13 protein-coding genes are annotated in these 19,510 nt (G+C 65.1%); 8 read left to right on the top strand and 5 right to left on the bottom strand.

Annotated elements, in window-relative coordinates:
• Positions 1-106 precede the first annotated feature (106 nt).
• The gene (locus BDO18943_RS22605) at positions 107-916 is read left to right on the top strand and encodes an IclR family transcriptional regulator (RefSeq protein ID WP_034183553.1); all 810 of its coding nucleotides are present in this window, start codon (positions 107-109) and stop codon (positions 914-916) included.
• Between the two features lie 92 nt (positions 917-1,008).
• On the opposite strand, the gene pbpG is transcribed toward BDO18943_RS22605, so the two are convergent.
• Positions 1,009-2,175: a D-alanyl-D-alanine endopeptidase gene (pbpG, locus tag BDO18943_RS22600; protein WP_122945791.1), complete on the bottom strand. Its 1,167-nt coding sequence runs from the start codon at positions 2,173-2,175 to the stop codon at positions 1,009-1,011.
• A 653-nt stretch (positions 2,176-2,828) separates the two neighbouring features.
• Between pbpG and BDO18943_RS22595 the strand changes: the two genes are divergently transcribed.
• Both BDO18943_RS22595 and BDO18943_RS22590 read left to right on the top strand, forming a co-directional pair.
• Positions 2,829-3,395, top strand: coding sequence for a phasin family protein (locus BDO18943_RS22595; protein ID WP_043190358.1), 567 nt, complete (start codon positions 2,829-2,831; stop codon positions 3,393-3,395).
• A gap of 163 nt (positions 3,396-3,558) precedes the next feature.
• Complete coding sequence (locus BDO18943_RS22590) at positions 3,559-4,005, top strand: hypothetical protein (protein WP_235996162.1); 447 nt, start codon at positions 3,559-3,561, stop codon at positions 4,003-4,005.
• A 132-nt stretch (positions 4,006-4,137) separates the two neighbouring features.
• Here the strand turns inward: BDO18943_RS22590 and lpdA are convergent, their stop codons facing one another.
• The 3 genes from lpdA to aceE all read right to left on the bottom strand — a co-directional run bounded on the left by lpdA (position 4,138) and on the right by aceE (position 10,590).
• Positions 4,138-5,904, bottom strand: coding sequence for a dihydrolipoyl dehydrogenase (gene lpdA / locus BDO18943_RS22585; RefSeq protein ID WP_175024112.1), 1,767 nt, complete (start codon positions 5,902-5,904; stop codon positions 4,138-4,140).
• 271 nt (positions 5,905-6,175) lie between these two features.
• The gene (aceF, locus tag BDO18943_RS22580; RefSeq protein ID WP_175024111.1) at positions 6,176-7,825 is read right to left on the bottom strand and encodes a dihydrolipoyllysine-residue acetyltransferase; all 1,650 of its coding nucleotides are present in this window, start codon (positions 7,823-7,825) and stop codon (positions 6,176-6,178) included.
• 68 nt (positions 7,826-7,893) lie between these two features.
• A complete protein-coding gene (aceE, locus tag BDO18943_RS22575) occupies positions 7,894-10,590 on the bottom strand; it encodes a pyruvate dehydrogenase (acetyl-transferring), homodimeric type (protein WP_043190370.1) in 2,697 nt (898 codons plus the stop codon).
• Positions 10,591-10,863: 273 nt separating this feature from the next.
• On the opposite strand from aceE, the gene fixL reads away from it, so the two are divergent.
• The 4 genes from fixL to BDO18943_RS22555 all read left to right on the top strand — a co-directional run bounded on the left by fixL (position 10,864) and on the right by BDO18943_RS22555 (position 17,439).
• Positions 10,864-13,380: an oxygen sensor histidine kinase FixL gene (fixL, locus tag BDO18943_RS22570; RefSeq protein ID WP_175024110.1), complete on the top strand. Its 2,517-nt coding sequence runs from the start codon at positions 10,864-10,866 to the stop codon at positions 13,378-13,380.
• A complete protein-coding gene (fixJ, locus tag BDO18943_RS22565) occupies positions 13,377-14,015 on the top strand; it encodes an oxygen response regulator transcription factor FixJ (RefSeq protein ID WP_043190376.1) in 639 nt (212 codons plus the stop codon). Before fixL ends, fixJ begins: the two co-directional genes overlap by 4 nt.
• Before the next feature lie 236 nt (positions 14,016-14,251).
• Positions 14,252-15,112 (top strand): bifunctional methylenetetrahydrofolate dehydrogenase/methenyltetrahydrofolate cyclohydrolase FolD, encoded by an 861-nt coding sequence (gene folD / locus BDO18943_RS22560; protein ID WP_122945796.1) that lies wholly within the window; start codon positions 14,252-14,254, stop codon positions 15,110-15,112.
• 239 nt (positions 15,113-15,351) lie between these two features.
• Positions 15,352-17,439 (top strand): M3 family metallopeptidase, encoded by a 2,088-nt coding sequence (locus BDO18943_RS22555; protein ID WP_175024109.1) that lies wholly within the window; start codon positions 15,352-15,354, stop codon positions 17,437-17,439.
• A gap of 60 nt (positions 17,440-17,499) precedes the next feature.
• Here BDO18943_RS22555 and dinB read toward each other — a convergent pair whose 3' ends face one another.
• Complete coding sequence (dinB, locus tag BDO18943_RS22550) at positions 17,500-18,663, bottom strand: DNA polymerase IV (protein ID WP_175024108.1); 1,164 nt, start codon at positions 18,661-18,663, stop codon at positions 17,500-17,502.
• 137 nt (positions 18,664-18,800) lie between these two features.
• On the opposite strand from dinB, the gene BDO18943_RS22545 reads away from it, so the two are divergent.
• Complete coding sequence (locus BDO18943_RS22545; RefSeq protein WP_175024107.1) at positions 18,801-19,493, top strand: aspartate/glutamate racemase family protein; 693 nt, start codon at positions 18,801-18,803, stop codon at positions 19,491-19,493.
• Positions 19,494-19,510 lie beyond the last annotated feature (17 nt).

The raw sequence follows: 19,510 nt of genomic DNA, 5'->3' as shown, positions 1-19,510 counted from the left end.
GCACCGCGCGAAACGAGGATTTCCTCGAACGCCGTTCGCTTTTTTCACGATACGAGATACAATCGTTGCAACACCGCTTGACGCGTCAACCGATTTCTCCCCCGACATGAGCCAACCCACCCCGGATTCCAAAACGTCGATCCAGGTGATCGAACGTATGATGCGGCTGCTGGACGCGCTCGCCGCGCACAGTGACCCTGTCAGCCTGAAGGAACTTGCGCAGCGGACGGAGCTGCACCCGTCGACAGCACACCGCATCCTCAACGACATGGTGACCTGCCGTCTCGTCGACCGCTCCGATCCCGGCACCTACCGCCTCGGCATGCGGCTGCTGGAGCTCGGCAACCTCGTGAAGGCGCGCCTGTCGGTGCGCGACGCGGCGTTGATGCCGATGCGCGAGCTGCACCGCCTCACCGGGCAGACCGTGAACCTGTCGGTACGCCAGGGCGACGAGATCGTCTACATCGAGCGTGCGTATTCGGAGCGTTCGGGAATGCAGGTCGTCCGCGCGATCGGTGGCCGCGCGCCGCTGCACCTCACGTCGGTCGGCAAGCTGTTCCTCGCGGCCGACGAAACGTCGCGCGTGCGCGCCTACGCGACGCGCACGGGGCTGTCCGGCCATACGCAGAACAGCATCACCGACATCGCAAAGCTCGAGCGCGAGCTGACGATCGTCCGCCAGCAATCGTGCGCGCGCGACAACGAGGAGCTGGAGCTCGGCGTGCGCTGTATCGCGGCCGGCATCTACGACGATTCGGGCAAGCTCGTCGCGGGCCTGTCGCTGTCGGCACCGGCCGATCGTCTGCAGGATGCGTGGCTCGGCCAGTTGAGCCGGACGGCCCTCACCATTTCGGAATCGCTCGGCTACCGGCCGGCGCCCGCGAAGGACGCAGACGGGCTGCAGCGGCAGGCGTAAGCCGCTCCCGCGCACCCAATGAAAAAGCCCCGCGATTGCGGGGCTTTTTTTCAGCCATCGGCGTGGCAGCGAACCGCCACGCCAGCGTGCGATCAGGTTCCGCCGTTCGGCGTGTTGGCCGCCGTCAGGCGCTCGCCGCCGCCGGCATCGAGCCAGTTGCGCAGGCGCGCCGCATCGGCGAAGCGCGAATACTTGCCGAACGAATCCAGCAGCACCATCACCATCGGCTTGCCGTGGATCGTCGCCTGCATCACGAGGCATTCGCCCGCTTCGTTGATGAAGCCCGTCTTCTGCAGACCGATGTCCCACGAGCCATTGCCGCGGATCAGCGCGTTCGTGCTGTTGTAGACGAGATTGCGCTTGCCCGTGTACACCTCGTAGGTGCGATCGGTCGAGAACTGACGAATCATCGGGTACTGGTACGCCGCATTGACCATCTTCACGAGGTCGCGCGCGCTCGACACGTTCGAGCTCGACAGACCCGTCGAATTCTCGAAGTGCGTGTCGGTCATGCCGAGCGACTTCGCCTTCGCGTTCATCGCGGCGATGAACGCCGGGCGGCCACCCTGGTAGTAACGCGACAGCGCGGCGGCCGCGCGGTTTTCCGACGCCATCAGCGCGATGTGCAGCATGTCTTCACGCGACAGCACCGAGCCGACCGACAGGCGCGAGCCCGTGCCCTTCTCGTAGTCGCGGTCTTCGTCGGTGACTTCGATCTGGTCGGTCATCGGCGTCTTTGAGTCGAGCACGACCATTGCGGTCATCAGCTTCGAGATCGACGCGATCGGCACGACGGCGTGCGAATTCTTGTCGAACAGCGGCTCGCCCGAGTTTTGGTCGACGACGTACGCGACGCTCGAACGCAGCGCGAGCGCGTCCGGCGTGTCGTGCAGGCCGAAAGCCTGGCCGACGGTCGGCCGGCGCGGCTGGAACGCGACCTTGCGAACTGCGCCGTGATGGCCGCCATGCACGTTCGACGCGAGCGTCACGCGCTTGCGCGATGCCTTCGCGCGCGGCGCATCGGCTGCGGCGACCTTGGCGGATTTGTCGGAGCTGGCCTTGGCAGACTTCTTCTTCGCGGACGAAGCAGGAGCGACAGCCTTTTTCTTGGCGGCTTGTTGGGTCTTCGCAGTGGCGGCAAAGGCGTCAGCGGGCGCGACGGTCGCGGTGGTCGCCAGCAAGGCGACTGCGACCGACACAGCCGTGCCGAGCGTCATGCTCTGCAACAATCTGCGCGGTGAAAACGATTCGGCTTTCATTGGGGTCTGGACAAAGCGGGCGGGAGGTTTCCGCAAGTGTAGTTAAAGCTGAAAAAAAGAGCAATATTAGGCACTTACCGATCGTCGTTAAACCGGAATGTAAGGGTCGGCCAACCTCTGACCAATGAACCCTCCCGCTCCCATCGAAAAAATTGATGGGATGCGCTGCCCGACAGTACCCGTCTCCCGATTACACACGGTTAATTGAGATAACGTCACTTCGGAGGCGATTTAAAGCGGGGAAACTACGTATCCGGCGCTCGGGGTGCCAGGGGCGCCGGTCTCGGCCATGACGACGGCACGTCGCCACGGTACACGCATCGAAACGGCGCGTTTTTCGACAGGAACAGAAGGATAACGTTCCACAGGCCTGTCAGGTTTACCTGTGCATGATCATGGTGCGCCGCGCCTGCCCCACGGTCGTGCGCACCATCCGGGAACACGCCTGAAACCGATTCCGAATCGACGCGATAACTCGTTGTTTTATCGATAATTTGTCATGATTGTGCAACGCACAAAAAATACTTGACAATGGTTTTGTCTGCCCTAAAATAAGCCTCATTGCTGCGTTGCACAAAGCACGCGCATCCGAGGTTCCCCAGCGTAGTGCCCTTTCCCCTGCGATCGACGCGATCGCTTTTCAGGAGCTTGACATGTCCTTGCTGACCCCCGAGCAAATCGCCGCCGCCCAGAAAGCCAACCTCGAAAGCCTGTTCGGTCTGACGACCAAGGCGTTCGAAGGCGTCGAAAAGCTGATCGAACTCAACCTGCAGGTCGTGAAGTCGACGCTGGCCGAGAGCCAGGAAAACGCACAGCGCCTGCTGTCGGTGAAGGACGCACAGGAACTGATCGCGCTGCAAGCCAGCCTGTCGCAGCCGGTCGCGGAAAAGGTGCTGTCGTACGGCCGTCACCTGTATGAAATCGCATCGTCGACGCAAGCCGAGTTCACGAAGGTTGCCGAAGCGCAATTCGAAGAGCAGAACAAGAAGGTCCAGGCACTCGTCGACAACGTCGCGAAGAACGCCCCGGCTGGTTCGGAAACGGCTGTCGCTGCGCTGAAGTCGGCACTGAACGCTGCGAACACCACGTACGAAACGGTTCAGAAGGCAACGAAGCAAGCCGTCGAAATCGCTGAAACGAACTTCAACGCCGCTGCTGCCGTCGCAACGAAGGCTGCTACCGCCGCTGCTGCACGTCGTACGAGCAAGCCGGCCGCGTAAGCGTCCCCTGCTCCTGAAAAAGCCGCGCCCAGCGCGGCTTTTTTATTTCTGGCGCCAGAACATGCGATCGGGCGACAATCCCTGCCGGTCATTGGCCTCTTTCGTCGCACGGCATCGCGGATGCCCACCACGAAGAAGAACGTTTCGCCGTCCCATTTCATTCATGTACAGAACGCTCAGATCCGTCGCCGTCGCCACGGCCATTTCCGTCGCGGCGCTTGCGATGCCTGGCCCGGCCACGGCCGCCCCGCCCGCGACGACGTCTCAACCGGCAGGAACGCCACGGCCGATGGAAATGTACGCGGTCCAGCTACCGTTTGCCGGCATCGTGGATGCGGCCCGGTCATGGTTGACGAAGAATGGAACGGTGGTGATTTCCGAGGAACACGTGATCGCTGGAGAACACAACACCAGCCATTACCGCTACCTGATCGTGGTGATGCCGGCGAAATCGAGTCCGAACAAATCCTACCTCACAGTCGAAGTCTCGATGGGTGACACGCCCCCGCCCCACGGCGCTGCCGCGCCGCTCGACGAATTGCACGCGTTCATCAGGCAACTCGGCGAAAAAATCGGCGTCGCTCCGCAATTCGTCAGGGCGGCGAAGTAGATCCCGCCGCCGCGCCGTCGGCATAGGCCAGCCCACCCTGCCCTGGCCAAGAACCAATAAAAACGCCGCCGCCCGGTTTCCCGAGCGGCGGCGTTTTTCATGGCCGGCACCTGACCGGCCTTGCCGGCTGCATTACTTCTTGCGTTGCGGCGGCAGGTCGGTACAGACGCCTTCGTACAGTTCGGCGGCCATGCCGACCGATTCGCCGAGCGTCGGGTGCGGATGGATCGTCTTGCCGATGTCTTCCGCGTCCGCGCCCATCTCGACGGCGAGGCACACTTCGCTGATCAGGTCGCCTGCGTTCAGGCCGACGATCGCGCCGCCGATCACGCGATGGGTTTCCTCATCGAAGATCAGCTTCGTGAAGCCTTCATCGCGGCCGTTCGCGATCGCGCGGCCCGATGCGGCCCACGGGAACACGGCCTTGCCGTACTTGATGCCTTCGGCCTTGCACTGGTCTTCCGTCTTGCCGGCCCAGGCCACTTCCGGATCGGTGTACGCCACCGACGGAATCTGCAGGGCGTCGAAGTACGCCTTTTCGCCATGCGCGGCTTCCGCTGCGACGTGGCCTTCATGCACGGCCTTGTGCGCGAGCATCGGCTGGCCGACGATATCGCCGATCGCGAAGATGTGCGGGACGTTCGTGCGCATCTGCTTGTCGACGTCGATGAAACCGCGATCCGTGACGGCGACGCCAGCCTGGTCGGCACCGATCTTCTTGCCGTTCGGGCTGCGGCCCACCGCGACGAGCACGAGGTCGTAGCGCTGCGCTTCCGCCGGCGCCTTCTCGCCCTCGAACTTCACGTAGATGCCGTCTTCCTTCGCTTCCGCGCCGACCGTCTTGGTCTTCAGCATCACGTTGCCGAAGCGCTTCGCGTTGTACTTTTCCCAGACCTTCACGAGGTCACGGTCCGCGCCCATCATCAGGCCGTCCATCATTTCGACGACGTCGATCTCGGCGCCGAGCGTCGAGTACACCGTCGCCATTTCGAGGCCGATGATGCCGCCGCCGATCACGAGCATGCGCTTCGGCAGTTGACGCAGTTCGAGCGCGCCGGTCGAATCGACGACCCGCGGATCTTCCGGCATGAACGGCAGCTTAACGGCCTGCGAGCCTGCGGCGATGATAGCCTGCTTGAACTTGACGACCTTCTTGCCGCCGTCGCCCTGCACTTCCATGTGATACGGATCGACGAATGCGCCGACGCCGGTGACGACTTCGACCTTGCGTGCCTTCGCCATGCCGGCGAGGCCCGTCGTCAGTTTCTTGACGACGCCGCCCTTGAAGTCGCGCAGCTTGTCGAGATCGACTTCCGGCTTGCCGAACGTGATGCCGTGCGACGCGAGCGCCGCGGCTTCTTCGACGACGAGCGACGTATGCAGCAGCGCTTTCGACGGGATGCAGCCGACGTTCAGGCACACGCCGCCGAGCGTCGAGTAGCGTTCGACGAGCACCGTCTTCATGCCGAGATCGGCAGCGCGGAACGCGGCCGAGTAACCGCCGGGGCCGGCGCCGAGCACGAGCATGTCGCATTCGATGTCCACTGCGCCGGCGTAGCTGCCGGCTTGCGGCGCGGGTGCAGGAGCGGCTGCGGCCGGTGCGGGTGCAGCCGCTGCGGGCTTGGCCGCTTCGGGTGCTTTCGCGGGTGCGGCGGCGCCTGCTGCTGCTTCGACGATGGCGATGACGGTGCCTTGCGAGACTTTCTCGCCAGCTTTGACCTTGATTTCCTTGACGGTGCCGGCGACGTCGCTGGGCACTTCCATGGAGGCTTTGTCCGATTCGAGCGTGATGAGCGTCTGCTCTTTTTCGATCACGTCGCCGGGTTTCACGTTGACTTCGATGACATCGACGCCGCTGAAATCGCCGATATCCGGAACCTTGACTTCGATGAGACTCATGTACGTCCCCTTCTTGTTTAGCTGCTGACAGAGGGAGAGGGCTCAACCGCTGAACGATGGCCTGGCTGGAGAACGGAGTCCTGGGCAGTACCACCTTTGCCGTCCGCCCAAGGACGCGCCTTTCTTTTGGTCACTTTTCTTTGGAAGACAAAGAAAAGTGACCGCCGCCCCGCGCAGGGACGACGCTAGCAAACCGTTAGCAAAGCAGGTTCAACGACAGGGCGTGGATAACCGACAGCAAACCCACGCCCCTGCGAGAGCCCTCAGCTCATCAAAGAATGATGCGACGGAAATCCGCGAGCAACGCACCGAGATACGCATTGAACCGCGCGGCTTCCGCGCCATCGATCACGCGATGGTCATACGACAGCGACAGCGGCAGCGTCAGGCGCGGCACGAATTGCTTGCCGTCCCACACCGGCTTCATCTGGCCGCGCGACAACCCGAGGATCGCCACTTCCGGCGCGTTGATGATCGGCGTGAAGTTCGTGCCACCGATCCCGCCGAGCGACGAGATCGAGAAGCAGCCGCCCTGCATCTGGTCCGGTTTCAGCTTGCCGTCGCGTGCGGCCTTCGACAGCTCGGCCATTTCCTTCGCGATATCGACGAGACCCTTCTTGTCCGCATCGCGGATCACCGGCACGACGAGGCCGTTCGGGGTATCCGCTGCAAAACCGACGTGGTAGTACTGCTTGAACACCAGGTTGTCGCCGTCGAGGCTCGCGTTGAAGGTCGGGAATTTCTTCAGTGCTGCAACGACCGCCTTGATCACGAACGCGAGCATCGTGAACTTCACGCCCGCCTTCTCGTGCTCCTTGTTCAGCTGCACGCGCAGTGCTTCGAGCTCGGTGATGTCCGCTTCGTCGTTGTTCGTGACGTGCGGGATCATCACCCAGTTGCGATGCAGGTTCGCGCCCGAGATCTTCTTGATGCGCGACAGCGGCTTCGCTTCGAACGGGCCGAACTTCGAGAAGTCGACCTTCGGCCACGGCAGGAGGTTCAGCTCGCCGCCGCCTGCCGGCGCGGCTGCCGCGACCGGTGCTGCGCGCTGGCCGGTCATCACGCCCTTCACGAAGCCCGTGACGTCTTCCTTCGTGATGCGGCCCTTCGGACCCGAACCTTGCACGCGGGCGACTTCGACGCCGAGTTCGCGTGCGAACTTGCGCACCGACGGCGATGCGTGGCTCGCGCGGTATTCGCCCGACGGTGCAGCGGCCGGAGCCGGTGCAGCAGCAGCCGGTGCCGGGGCGGCCTTCGCGGGTGCAGCGGCAGGTGCCGGCACAGCAGCGGCCGGTGCCGGTGCGCTCGCCTGCGGGGCGGCTGCGGCGGGCGCTGCGCCTGCCGCGTCGAGCAGCACGATCAGCGTGCCTTCCGACACCGAATCGCCCACCTTCACCTTGATCTCTTTCACGACGCCGGCGGCCGGGCTCGGCACGTCCATCGTCGCCTTGTCCGATTCGAGCGTGACGAGCGACTGCTCCTTCTCGACCGTGTCGCCGACCTTCACGCCGATCTCGATCACCGGCACATCCTTGTAGTCGCCGATGTCCGGCACCTTCACTTCGAGCGTGCCGCCGGCTGCAGCCGGTGCGGCCGCCGGTGCGGCAGCAGCCGGTGCGGGCGCTGCCGCCGGAGCCGGTGCAGCGGCGGGCGCAGCCGCGCCGTTCGCCTGCGCCGCGGCGCCGCCTTCGAGCAGGATGATCAGCGAGCCTTCCGACACGGAATCGCCCACCTTGACCTTGATTTCCTTCACGACGCCGCCTACCGGGCTCGGCACGTCCATCGTCGCCTTGTCCGACTCGAGCGTGACGAGCGACTGCTCCGGTTCGACGGTATCGCCGACCTTCACGCCGATCTCGATCACCGGCACATCCTTGTAATCGCCGATATCCGGCACCTTCACTTCGATCGCTTGACTCATCTGTTTCTGTCTCCATGGCCACGCGCGCCCCTCTCGGAGGCGGCGCGCGGCATCACACGGCGTGTGCGTTAAACGGTCATCGGGTTGGGCTTCGACGGATCGAGGTTGTACTTGGCGATCGCGTCCGCGACCACCTTGCGCTCGATCGTGCCTTCGTCGGCCAGCGCGTTGAGCGCGGCGACGGTGACCCAATGACGGTCGACTTCGAAGAAGTGACGCAGCTTCTCGCGGGTATCCGAGCGGCCGAAGCCGTCCGTGCCCAGCACGACGAAGCGGCGATCGATCTGGCCGCGGATCTGGTCGACCAGCGCACGGACGTAGTCGGTCGAGGCGATGACCGGGCCCTGCGTGTCCTTCAGGCACTTCTGCACGTGCGACAGGCGACGCTCTTCGGTCGGATGCAGCAGGTTCCAGCGCTCGATCTCGTGGCCTTCACGCGCGAGCTCGGTGAAGCTCGGCACGCTCCACAGGTCGGCCGCGACGCCCCAGTCGTTCTTCAGCAGGTCGGCAGCGGCGATCACTTCGTTGAAGATCGTGCCCGCACCCAGCAGCTGCACGCGCGGCGCCTTCTTGTCGGCGTCGGCCTTCTTGAACGCGTACATGCCCTTGATGATGTCGGCCGCCACGTGCTCGCCCTGCGGAATCGCCGGGTGCTCGTAGTTCTCGTTCATCACCGTGACGTAGTAGTACACGTCTTCCTGGTCCTGCACCATGCGGCGCAGACCGTCCTGGATGATGACCGCGAGTTCATAGCCGAACGTCGGGTCGTAGCTCACGCAGTTCGGCACCGATGCCGCCCACAGGAGCGAGTGACCGTCTTCGTGCTGCAGGCCTTCGCCGTTCAGCGTCGTGCGGCCCGCGGTGCCGCCGAGCAGGAAGCCGCGCGAGCGCATGTCGCCCGCCGCCCATGCCAGGTCGCCGATCCGCTGGAAACCGAACATCGAATAGAAGATGTAGAACGGCACCATGATCTCGCCGTGCGTCGAATACGACGTCGCCGCCGCGATCCAGTCGCACATGCCGCCCGCTTCGTTGATGCCTTCCTGCAGGATCTGGCCGGTCTGCGATTCCTTGTAGAACATCAGCTGGTCGGAATCTTCCGGCACGTACTTCTGACCTTCCTGGTTCCAGATACCGATCTGGCGGAACAGGCCTTCCATGCCGAACGTACGCGATTCGTCCGGGACGATCGGCACGACGCGCTTGCCGAGCGCCTTGTCCTTCAGCAGGATGTTCAGGATCCGCACGAACGCCATCGTCGTCGAGATCTCGCGGCCTTCGCCCGTGCCCTTCAGCAGCGGCTCGAACGCGTCGAGCGCCGGCACCGGCAGCGACGTCGCCTTCTCGCGGCGATGCGGCAGGTAGCCGCCGAGGTCCATGCGCTTCTGGCGCATGTATTCGAGTTCCTTCGAGCCTTCCTCGAACTTGAGGTACGGCACGTCGGCGATCTGCTCGTCGGTGATCGGCAGGCGGAACTGGTCACGGAACTTCTTCAGTTGCTCGACCGGCAGCTTCTTCTGCTGGTGCGTGATGTTCATCGCCTGGCCCGACTCGCCCATCCCGTAGCCCTTGATGGTCTTCGCGAGGATGACGGTCGGCGCGCCCTTCGTGTTGGTCGCTTCGTGGAATGCCGCGTAGATCTTGTGCGGATCGTGGCCGCCACGGTTCAGCGCCCAGATGTCGTCGTCCGACCAGTCGGCGACGAGTGCCTTCAGCTCAGGCGAGTTGAAGAAGTGTTCGCGCACGAACGCGCCCGACTCCGACTTGTACGTCTGGTATTCGCCGTCGACGGCTTCCATCATGCGGCGCATCAGCGCGCCCGACTTGTCGCGTGCGAACAGCGCATCCCAGCGGCTGCCCCAGATGACCTTGATCACGTTCCAGCCGGCGCCGCGGAACTCCGATTCGAGTTCCTGGATGATCTTGCCGTTGCCGCGCACCGGGCCGTCGAGACGCTGCAGGTTGCAGTTGATCACGAACACGAGGTTGTCGAGCTTCTCGCGGCTCGCCATCCCGATCGCGCCGAGCGATTCCGGTTCGTCGGTCTCGCCGTCGCCGAGGAATGCCCACACCTTGCGGCCTTCCGTTTTCGCGATGCCACGTGCCTGCAAGTACTTCATGAAGCGGGCCTGGTAGATCGCCATGATCGGGCCGAGGCCCATCGACACGGTCGGGAACTGCCAGAAATCCGGCATCAGCCACGGGTGCGGATACGACGAGATGCCGTTGCCGTCGACTTCCTGGCGGAAGTTGTCGAGCTGCTCTTCCTTCAGGCGGCCGAGCAGGAACGCGCGCGAGTAGACGCCCGGCGACGAGTGGCCCTGCACGAATACGAGATCGCCGCCGTGCTGGTCGGACGCTGCGTGCCAGAAGTGGTTGTAGCCGACGTCATAGAGCGTCGCGGCCGATGCGAACGACGCGATGTGGCCGCCGACGTTCGTGTCCTTGCCTGCGCGCAGCACCATTGCCAGCGCGTTCCAGCGCGTGTACGAACGGATGCGGTGCTCGACGTCCTGGTCGCCCGGGATCTTCGCCTGGGCGGCCACGGGAATCGTGTTGATGTACGGGGTGTTGGCAGAGAACGGCAGGTGTTCGCCGTGCATGCGGGCGAACTCGATCTGCTTTTCGATCAGGTAATGCGCACGGCCGGTGCCCACGGAGGAGATCACGCCATCGAGCGACTCCAGCCACTCGACGGTTTCTTGCGGGTCGTCGTCACGTTCGGCGGCGACATATTTCATCACTTCGTTCGGTACAGCGGACATTCTCGTCTCCTGGGTCCTGGAATGTGAGGATCGCTCTCGTGCAGACGACGCGACGCGACCGGCTGCGGGCAAGCTCCGACGGATTGTAATGAGCGCGCGCGGGCCTGCGCAACAAAATTTTCGAATTGTGAGATCTTTTCTCGCAATGCGAAATATTGCTGCGCTGCACCCATATTTCGGGGCTCTCCGGCGCGTCACGGCTGAACAAATCCGTTTCCGTTCAACATATCCGGTATAGGTTTTCCATGTATTGCGCTGCGCTACAATCCTCCAATGTTGACCGATCGGCTTTTCGCACGCTCGGCGCGACCGTCGGGCCCGCCGGCGGAGTCGCAGCCGTCCCGTTGGCACCACGGACCGTGGTGGTCCAATTCCTATTTGCTGACGCCCCTGCTGTCGATTCTCGTGTTCCTGGTGGTGATGAGCCTCATCCTGTGGAGCCTCAATCGCCGCGAACAGCAGCAGCAGGAAGACACCCTTTTCCGTAATGTCGCGTGGGCCCAGCAGCAGATCCGCCTGTCGATGACGGGTGCGCAGGAACAGCTCCAGGCACTGTCGCGCGATCTCGCGTCCGGTCGACTCGACCAGAACGCGTTCCAGATGGCCGTCGCGGACGTGATGCAGACGCACCCGGAAATCCTCTACCTGAACTGGTATACGTCGCCCGGCGTGCAGCGCTGGCCGACCGTGCATCCGCCGCTGCTCGGCCAGCGGCTCGCCAAGCCCGGCGAAGCGCAGATGCAGGACGCGGTGCGCGGCGCCTACGACGAGGCGCGCAGCACGCGCCGCCAGGCCTATTCGCCGCTGATCTACGACGACTTCGGCAACGGCTTCATCACGCTGCAGACACCCGTGATGCGCGGCGACCGCGAGTACCTCGGCTCGGTCGCCGCGGTGTTCTCGGTCGAAGGCATCCTGAAGCACGACATCCCGCAGGAACTGTCGTCGAAGTACAAGATCTCGATCACCGACGCGAACAACCGCGAGCTGTCGTCCACGTCGACGCGCCCGCGCCTGCCCCGCGACTCGCACTACGACCTGCCGCTCGATCCGCCCGGCCAGGGGCTGACCGTGCGCGTGTACGCATTCCCGCAGCTCACGAACCTGACCAACAACACGCTCGTGTGGCTCGTGGCAGGCCTGTCGTGCTTCGTGCTGTGGAGCCTCTGGAGCCTGTGGAAGCACACGCGCCAGCGTTTCGAGGCGCAGCAGGCGCTGTACGCGGAAGCGTTCTTCCGCCGCGCGATGGAAAACTCGGTGCTGATCGGCATGCGCGTGCTCGACATGCACGGCCGCATCACGCACGTGAACCCCGCGTTCTGCCGGATGACGGGCTGGGACGAGACCGACCTCGTCGGCAAGGTCGCGCCGTTCCCGTACTGGCCGCGCGACGCTTACCCTGAAATGCAGCGCCAGCTCGACATGACGCTGCGCGGCAAGGCGCCGAGCTCGGGCTTCGAGCTGCGCGTGCGGCGCAAGAACGGCACGCTGTTCCATGCGCGCCTGTACGTATCGCCGCTGATCGACAGCTCGGGCCGCCAGACCGGCTGGATGTCGTCGATGACCGACATCACCGAGCCGAAGCGTGCGCGCGAAGAACTCGCGGCCGCCCATGAGCGCTTCACGACGGTGCTCGAAAGCCTCGACGCCGCGGTGTCGGTACTAGCCGCCGACGAGGCCGAGCTGCTGTTCGCGAACCGCTACTACCGCCACCTGTTCGGCATTCGTCCGGACGGCCATCTCGAGCTGTCGGGCGGCGGTTTCGACCGCGCGCAGGCATCGTCCGATTCGATCGACATGGTCGACGCGTTCGCGGGCCTGCCGGCCGCCGCGCTGACGAGCAGCACCGCCGATGCGCAAGAGGTGTACGTCGAGAGCATCCAGAAGTGGTTCGAGGTGCGCCGCCAGTACATCCAGTGGGTGGACGGCCACCTCGCGCAGATGCAGATCGCGACCGACATCACGACCCGCAAGAAGGCGCAGGAACTCGCGCACCAGCAGGAAGAGAAGCTGCAGTTCACGAGCCGATTGATGACGATGGGTGAAATGGCGTCGTCGATTGCTCACGAATTGAACCAGCCGCTCGCCGCGATCAACAACTACTGCTCGGGCACGCTCGCGCTCGTCAAGAGCGGCCGCGGCACGCCGGAGACGCTGCAGCCCGCGCTGGAAAAGACCGCGCAGCAGGCGCTGCGCGCGGGGATGATCGTCAAGCGGATCCGCGAATTCGTGAAGCGCAGCGAGCCGAAGCGCCAGCCGGCGCGGGTCGCGGACATCGTCGCCGACGCGGTCGGGCTCGCCGAAATCGAGGCCAGGAAGCGCAGGATCCGGATCGTCACGGAAATCCTCGCAAGAATGCCTATTATTTATGTCGACCCCGTGCTGATCGAGCAGGTGCTCGTGAACCTGATGAAGAACGCGGCCGAAGCCATGGCCGACGTGAAGCCGGCGTCGGTGGACGGCGTGATCCGCGTCATCGCCGACATCGAGGCGGGCTTCGTCGACATCCGCGTGATCGACCAGGGCCCGGGCGTCGACGAAGCGACCGCCGAGCGCCTGTTCGAACCGTTTTACAGCACCAAGTCCGATGGCATGGGCATGGGGCTGAACATCTGCCGTTCGATCATCGAATCGCATCGGGGGCGTCTGTGGGTGGTCAACAACGTCGAGCCGGATGGCCGCATTTCCGGCGCAACGTTCCACTGCAGCCTGCCCATTGGGGAACCCGCTGATCTCGGCCAAGGGGGGCGCGAGGCATCGGCATCACATACTGTTACGGGAGAACTATGAATAGCCCTGTCACCACCACTCAGGAAACCGTCTTTGTCGTCGACGACGACGAGGCCGTACGGGACTCGCTGCGTTGGCTGCTGGAGGCGAACGGCTATCGCGTGCAATGCTTCTCGAGCGCCGAGCAGTTCCTGGATGCCTACCAGCCTGCGCAGCAGGCCGGCCAGATCGCGTGCCTGATCCTCGACGTCCGGATGTCGGGCATGAGTGGGCTCGAACTGCAGGAACGCCTGATTGCCGACAATGCCGCGCTGCCGATCATCTTCGTCACGGGTCACGGCGACGTGCCGATGGCCGTCTCGACGATGAAAAAGGGTGCGATGGACTTTATCGAGAAACCGTTCGACGAAGCCGAGCTGCGCAAGCTGGTCGAGCGGATGCTCGACAAGGCCCGAAACGAAAGCAAGAGCGTTCAGGAACAGCGTGCCGCGAGCGAACGCCTGTCGAAGCTGACCGCGCGCGAGCAGCAGGTGCTCGAACGGATCATCGCGGGCCGCCTGAACAAGCAGATCGCCGACGATCTCGGCATCAGCATCAAGACGGTCGAAGCGCACCGCGCGAACATCATGGAAAAGCTCAACGTCAACACGGTGGCCGACCTGCTGCGCCTCGCACTGTCGAAGAAGCAGGCCTGAGCCTGGTTGCCGCGCGGCCCGGGCAGCCCTGCCCGGCGGGCCGCGCCACCGCCGTCGCGCGATGCGGCCCACTCGCGCGGCGGCGTTTTTCCCGGCGCGCGAGCGCCGCAACCATGACGCTTCCCGTGCATTCGCTGTCGGACGGCGGCAGGCGGACGGTATAATTCCGTGCTTTGCTGCGGTGCCCCTCGGGCGCCGCACGCCCGCATTCCAACTTCCCGGCAGAACCCACCACCATGACAGCCCTCCTCATCGACGGCAACGCCCTCTCGAAGACCCTGCGCGCCCAGGCCGCCGAACGCGCCGCCGCACTGACCGCGCGCGGCCACCAGCCCGGCCTCGCGGTGATCCTCGTCGGCGCCAACCCGGCCAGCGAAGTCTACGTGCGCAACAAGATCAAGGCGTGCGAGGACAACGGCTTCTTCTCGCTGAAGGATGCGTACCCGGACACGCTGTCGGAGGCCGACCTGCTCGCCCGCATCGACGAACTGAACCGTGATCCGAAGATCCACGGGATCCTCGTCCAGCTGCCGCTGCCGAAGCACATCGACAGCCACAAGGTGATCGAGGCGATCGCGCCGGAGAAGGACGTCGACGGCTTCCACATCGCGAACGCGGGCGCGCTGATGACCGGCAAGCCGCTGTTCCGCCCGTGCACGCCGTACGGCGTGATGAAGATGTTCGAGGCGCACGATATCCCGCTGCAGGGCGCGAACGCGGTCGTGATCGGCCGCTCGAACATCGTCGGCAAGCCGATGGCGATGATGCTGCTCGACGCCGGCGCGACCGTGACGATCTGCCACAGCAAGACGCGCGACCTCGCCGCGCACACGCGGCAGGCCGACATCGTGGTTGCCGCGGTCGGCAAGCGCAACATCCTGACCGCCGACATGGTGAAGCCCGGCGCGACGGTGATCGACGTCGGCATGAACCGCGACGACGCGGGCAAGCTGTGCGGCGACGTCGACTTCGCGGGCGTGAAGGAAGTGGCCGGCCACATCACGCCGGTGCCGGGCGGCGTCGGCCCGATGACCATCACGATGCTGCTGATCAACACGATCGAAGCCGCCGAGCGCGCCGCCGACGCGGCTGCCTAACCCCCTGCCTGTTCAGCCGGCGTGCGGAACCGCGCGCCGGCGTCTCGCCGGCCGCACCGCGCCGGTCGCGCCACCTGGCGCTCCCCACCCCGCATTCGACCCTGCGTCAATCGCGTCGTTAGAAACTAACGATTGGAAAGCGCGCGATGCGCCCCAATAATGTCGATATCGGGCGCCGCGTTGCCGTGCGCGCCTTACCCTTTTCACTCCGGTTCATCCGGCAACAGACAGGGAGTCTTATGTCCGCCAGCGCCAACACCAACCCGCTTCTCGATTTCTCGGGCCTGCCCCGCTTCGGCGAGATCCGCCCGGAACACGTGACGCCCGCGCTCGACACGCTGCTCGATGCCGCCAACCGCGCGGTCGAAACGGCAAGCGCGGCCGCGACGCCGGCAACCTGGGCAGCAATCGTCGAGACGGTCGAGCACGCGACGGAGCCGCTCGGTCGCGCCTGGGGCATCATCGGCCACCTGAACGCGGTCGCCGATACGCCCGAACTGCGGGCCGCCTACGGCGAGAACCTGCCGCGCGTGACCGAATTCTGGTCGAGCGTCGGCCAGAACCTCGCGCTGTACGAGAAGTACAAGGCGATCGCCGCGAGCGCCGAATACGCGACGCTGTCCGTCGAACGCAAGAAGATCCTCGACAACGCGCTGCGCGATTTCCGCCTGTCGGGCGCCGAGCTGCCCGAGGACCAGAAGCCGCGCTTCGCCGAACTGCAGGAACAGCAGGCCGCGCTGTCGAAGGCTTTCTCCGACCACGTGCTCGACGCGACCAACGCGTACGCATACATCGTGCAGGACGAGGCCGAACTGGCCGGCCTGCCCGGCGACGCGATCGAGGCCGCCCGTGAAGCCGCGCAAAAAGACGCCAAGGAAGGCTGGAAATTCACGCTGCACTTCCCGTCGTACTTCCCGGTGCTGCAATACGCCGACAACCGCGCGCTGCGCGAAACGCTCTACCGCGCCTACGCGACGCGCGCATCGGAACTCGGGCCGCAGTACGGCGACGGCAAGGCCGAATGGGACAACACGGCAATCGTCACCGATGCGCTGAAGCTGCGCCGCGAAGAGGCGCAGATGCTCGGCTACCGCAACTTCGCCGAAGTGTCGCTCGCACCGAAGATGGCCGAATCGCCGCAGCAGGTGATCACGTTCCTCGAGGATCTCGCGACGCGCGCGCGCCCGCACGCGGACAAGGACTGGGACGAGCTGCGCTCGTTCGCCGCGAAGGAACTCGGCCTCGCCGAACTCGCGCCGTGGGACGTGGCATACGCGGCCGAAAAGCTGCGCCAGCAGCGCTATGCGTTCTCGGAAAACGAGGTCAAGCAATACTTCCCTGAGCCGGCCGCGCTGAAGGGCCTGTTTACCGTCACCGAGACGCTGTTCGGCGTGCAGATCAAGCCGGACGACGCGCCGGTATGGCACAAGGACGTGCGTTTCTTCCGCGTCGAGAATCGCGACGGCTCGCTCGTCGCGCAGTTCTATCTCGACCTGTACGCCCGCGAAGGCAAGCGCGGCGGCGCGTGGATGGACGACGCGCGTTCGCGCGCGAAGCGCGGCAGCAGCGTGCAAACGCCCGTCGCCTATCTCACCTGCAACTTCTCGGCGCCAGTCGGCGGCAAGCCCGCGTGCTTCACGCACGACGAAGTCATCACGCTGTTCCATGAATTCGGCCACGGGCTCCACCACATGCTCACGCGCGTCGACGAGCTCGGCGTGTCGGGCATCAACGGCGTCGAATGGGATGCCGTCGAGCTGCCGTCGCAGTTCATGGAAAACTTCTGCTGGGAATGGGACGTGCTGTCGTCGATGTCGTCGCACATCGACACGGGCGCCGCGCTGCCGCGCGAGCTGTTCGACAAGATGATCGCCGCGAAGAATTTCCAGAGCGGGCTCGGCACGCTGCGCCAGATCGTGTTCTCGATGTTCGACATGCTGCTGCACGTCGACTTCGACCCGGCGGGCGCCACCGGCGTGACCGCGTTCGCGCGCGAGATCAACGAACGCTATCACGTGATCCCGCAAGCCGCGTTCTCGCGCTGGCCGAACACGTTCAGCCACATCTTCGCGGGCGGCTACGCGGCCGGCTATTACAGCTACAAGTGGGCCGAGGTGCTGTCGGCCGACGCGTATGCGGCATTCGAGGAAGCGGCCGCCGCGAGCGGCAGCGTGCTCGACGCGGCGACCGGCACGCGCTATCGCCGTGAAATCCTCGAGGTCGGCGGCAGCCGCCCGGCGATGGATTCGTTCAAGGCGTTCCGCGGCCGCGAGCCGCAGATCGACGCGCTGCTGCGCCACAACGGGATGGCCGCGCCCGCGCACTGAGCGCGCCACCAGCCCTTTCGGCTGCACGTAAGCAAAGGCACCGCTTCGGCGGTGCCTTTTTTATGGCGCGAGCGATGCGTCGTCGAACAGCGAAAACTGCCCGTGGCGCTCGGCCGTATCTTCGTCGATGCGCACGCCGACGCCCAGCAGCCGCACCGCCTGCGCACGCCGTTGCAGCCCCTTCGCGAGCAGTGTGACTGCGGTGTCCGCATTCGTCGCGTCGGCCACGCACTCGACCGTCGTGCGCTGGAAATCGGCGAAGCGGATCTTCACGTACAGCTTGCGGATCGACCGCGCGGCACCCGCCCGCACAATCCGCGCATCGAGTTGCACGACGAGCCGGCGGATTTCTTCCGCGCACTGCTCGAGCGTCGTCAGGTCGGTCACGTAGGTCGTCTCGACGCTGACCGACTTGCGCTCCTGATCGGCCTGCACGGGCCGCTCGTCGATCCCGCGCGACAGTTCGTACAACCGCCGCCCGAACGCGCCGAATTCGCGGTGCAGGTCGATCAGCGGCCAGTCGCGCAACTGCGCGCAGGTCTGGATGCCGAGCCGGTCGAGCCGCGTGGCCGTCACCTTGCCGACGCCGTGCAGCTTGCGCACCGGCAGCGCCGCGACGAACGCGTCGATCTCGTGCGGCCGCACGACGAACAGCCCGTCGGGCTTGTTCCAGTCGGACGCGATCTTCGCGATGAACTTGTTCGGCGCGACGCCGGCCGACACGGTCACGCCGACCGTGTCGTACACGCGCTGGCGGATCTCGCGCGCAATCAGCGTCGCGCTGCCCTGGCACCGCTCGGACCCGCTGACGTCGAGGTACGCCTCGTCGAGGGACAGCGGCTCGACGTCGGGCGTGTAGTCGCGATAGATCGCCATGATCTGCCGCGACGCCGCGCGGTACTTGTCCATCGCGGTCGGCAAGATCAGCAGGTCCGGACACTTGCGCATCGCCAGCGCCGACGACATCGCCGAATGCACACCGTAGCGCCGCGCCTCGTAGTTGCAGGTCGCGATCACGCCGCGCTGGTCGGGCCGGCCGCCGACCGCGAGCGGCCGGTTGCGCAGCGACGGGTCGTCGCGCATCTCGACCGACGCGTAGAAGCAGTCGCAATCGCAATGGATGATCTTGCGCATGCGCGGCAGCGCGTCGCCCGGCGGCGGCGCGTGCGGATCGGCAGGCGGAATGATGGTCGGGTTCACGGTGCCGATACTGTACAAAAACACAGTGCCGGTTTCAACTGTCGCGTGCGGCCATGCCCGGCGGCGCCGTACCGGCCCGCTTTGCGCGGATCGTACCGGCCGGGCGCGGACAGCGGCGCCTATACTCGTCAGCCGCAATACACGAAACGCACAGGTGACGGATGAAGACGATCGGACTGATCGGCGGAATGAGCTGGGAATCGTCGGCCGAGTATTACCGGATGATCAATCGCCATTCGAAGACGCTGCACGGCGGCCACCACAATGCGAAGAGCGTGCTGGTCACGGTCGATTTCGCGGAGATCGAAGCGCTGCAACGCACGCACGACTGGGCCGCGCTCGGCGAACGGATGGCCGACGCCGCGCGACAGCTCGAAGCGGCCGGCGCCGATCTCGTCGTGCTGACGACCAATACGATGCATCGCGTCCACGACGCGATCGAAGCCGCGGTGACGCTGCCATTCCTGCATATCGCCGATCCGACCGGCTCGGCGCTGCGCGAGGCGGGCGTCGAGCGCGTCGCGCTGCTCGGCACGCGCTATACGATGGAGTTGCCGTTCTACGCGGAGCGGCTGCGCGAGAAGTTCGGCCTCGACGTGCTCGTGCCCGACGAAAGCGGTCGCGACGACGCGCACCGGATCATCTACGACGAGCTGTGCCACGGCATCGTCTCGCCGGAATCGCGCGCGACGTATGTGCGAATCATCGATACGCTCGCGCAACGCGGCGCGCAGGCGGTGATCCTCGGCTGCACGGAAATCACGCTGCTGATCGGCGCGGACGATTCGCCGCTGCCGGTGTTCGATACGACCGCGCTGCATGCGAAGGCGGCGGTCGAGTGGGCGGCGCGCTGACACGCACGCGGCACGTG

This window comes from Burkholderia aenigmatica, from assembly GCF_902499175.1.
Lineage (GTDB): Bacteria > Pseudomonadota > Gammaproteobacteria > Burkholderiales > Burkholderiaceae > Burkholderia > Burkholderia aenigmatica.
This window is presented reverse-complemented; position numbering and strand designations above follow the sequence as displayed.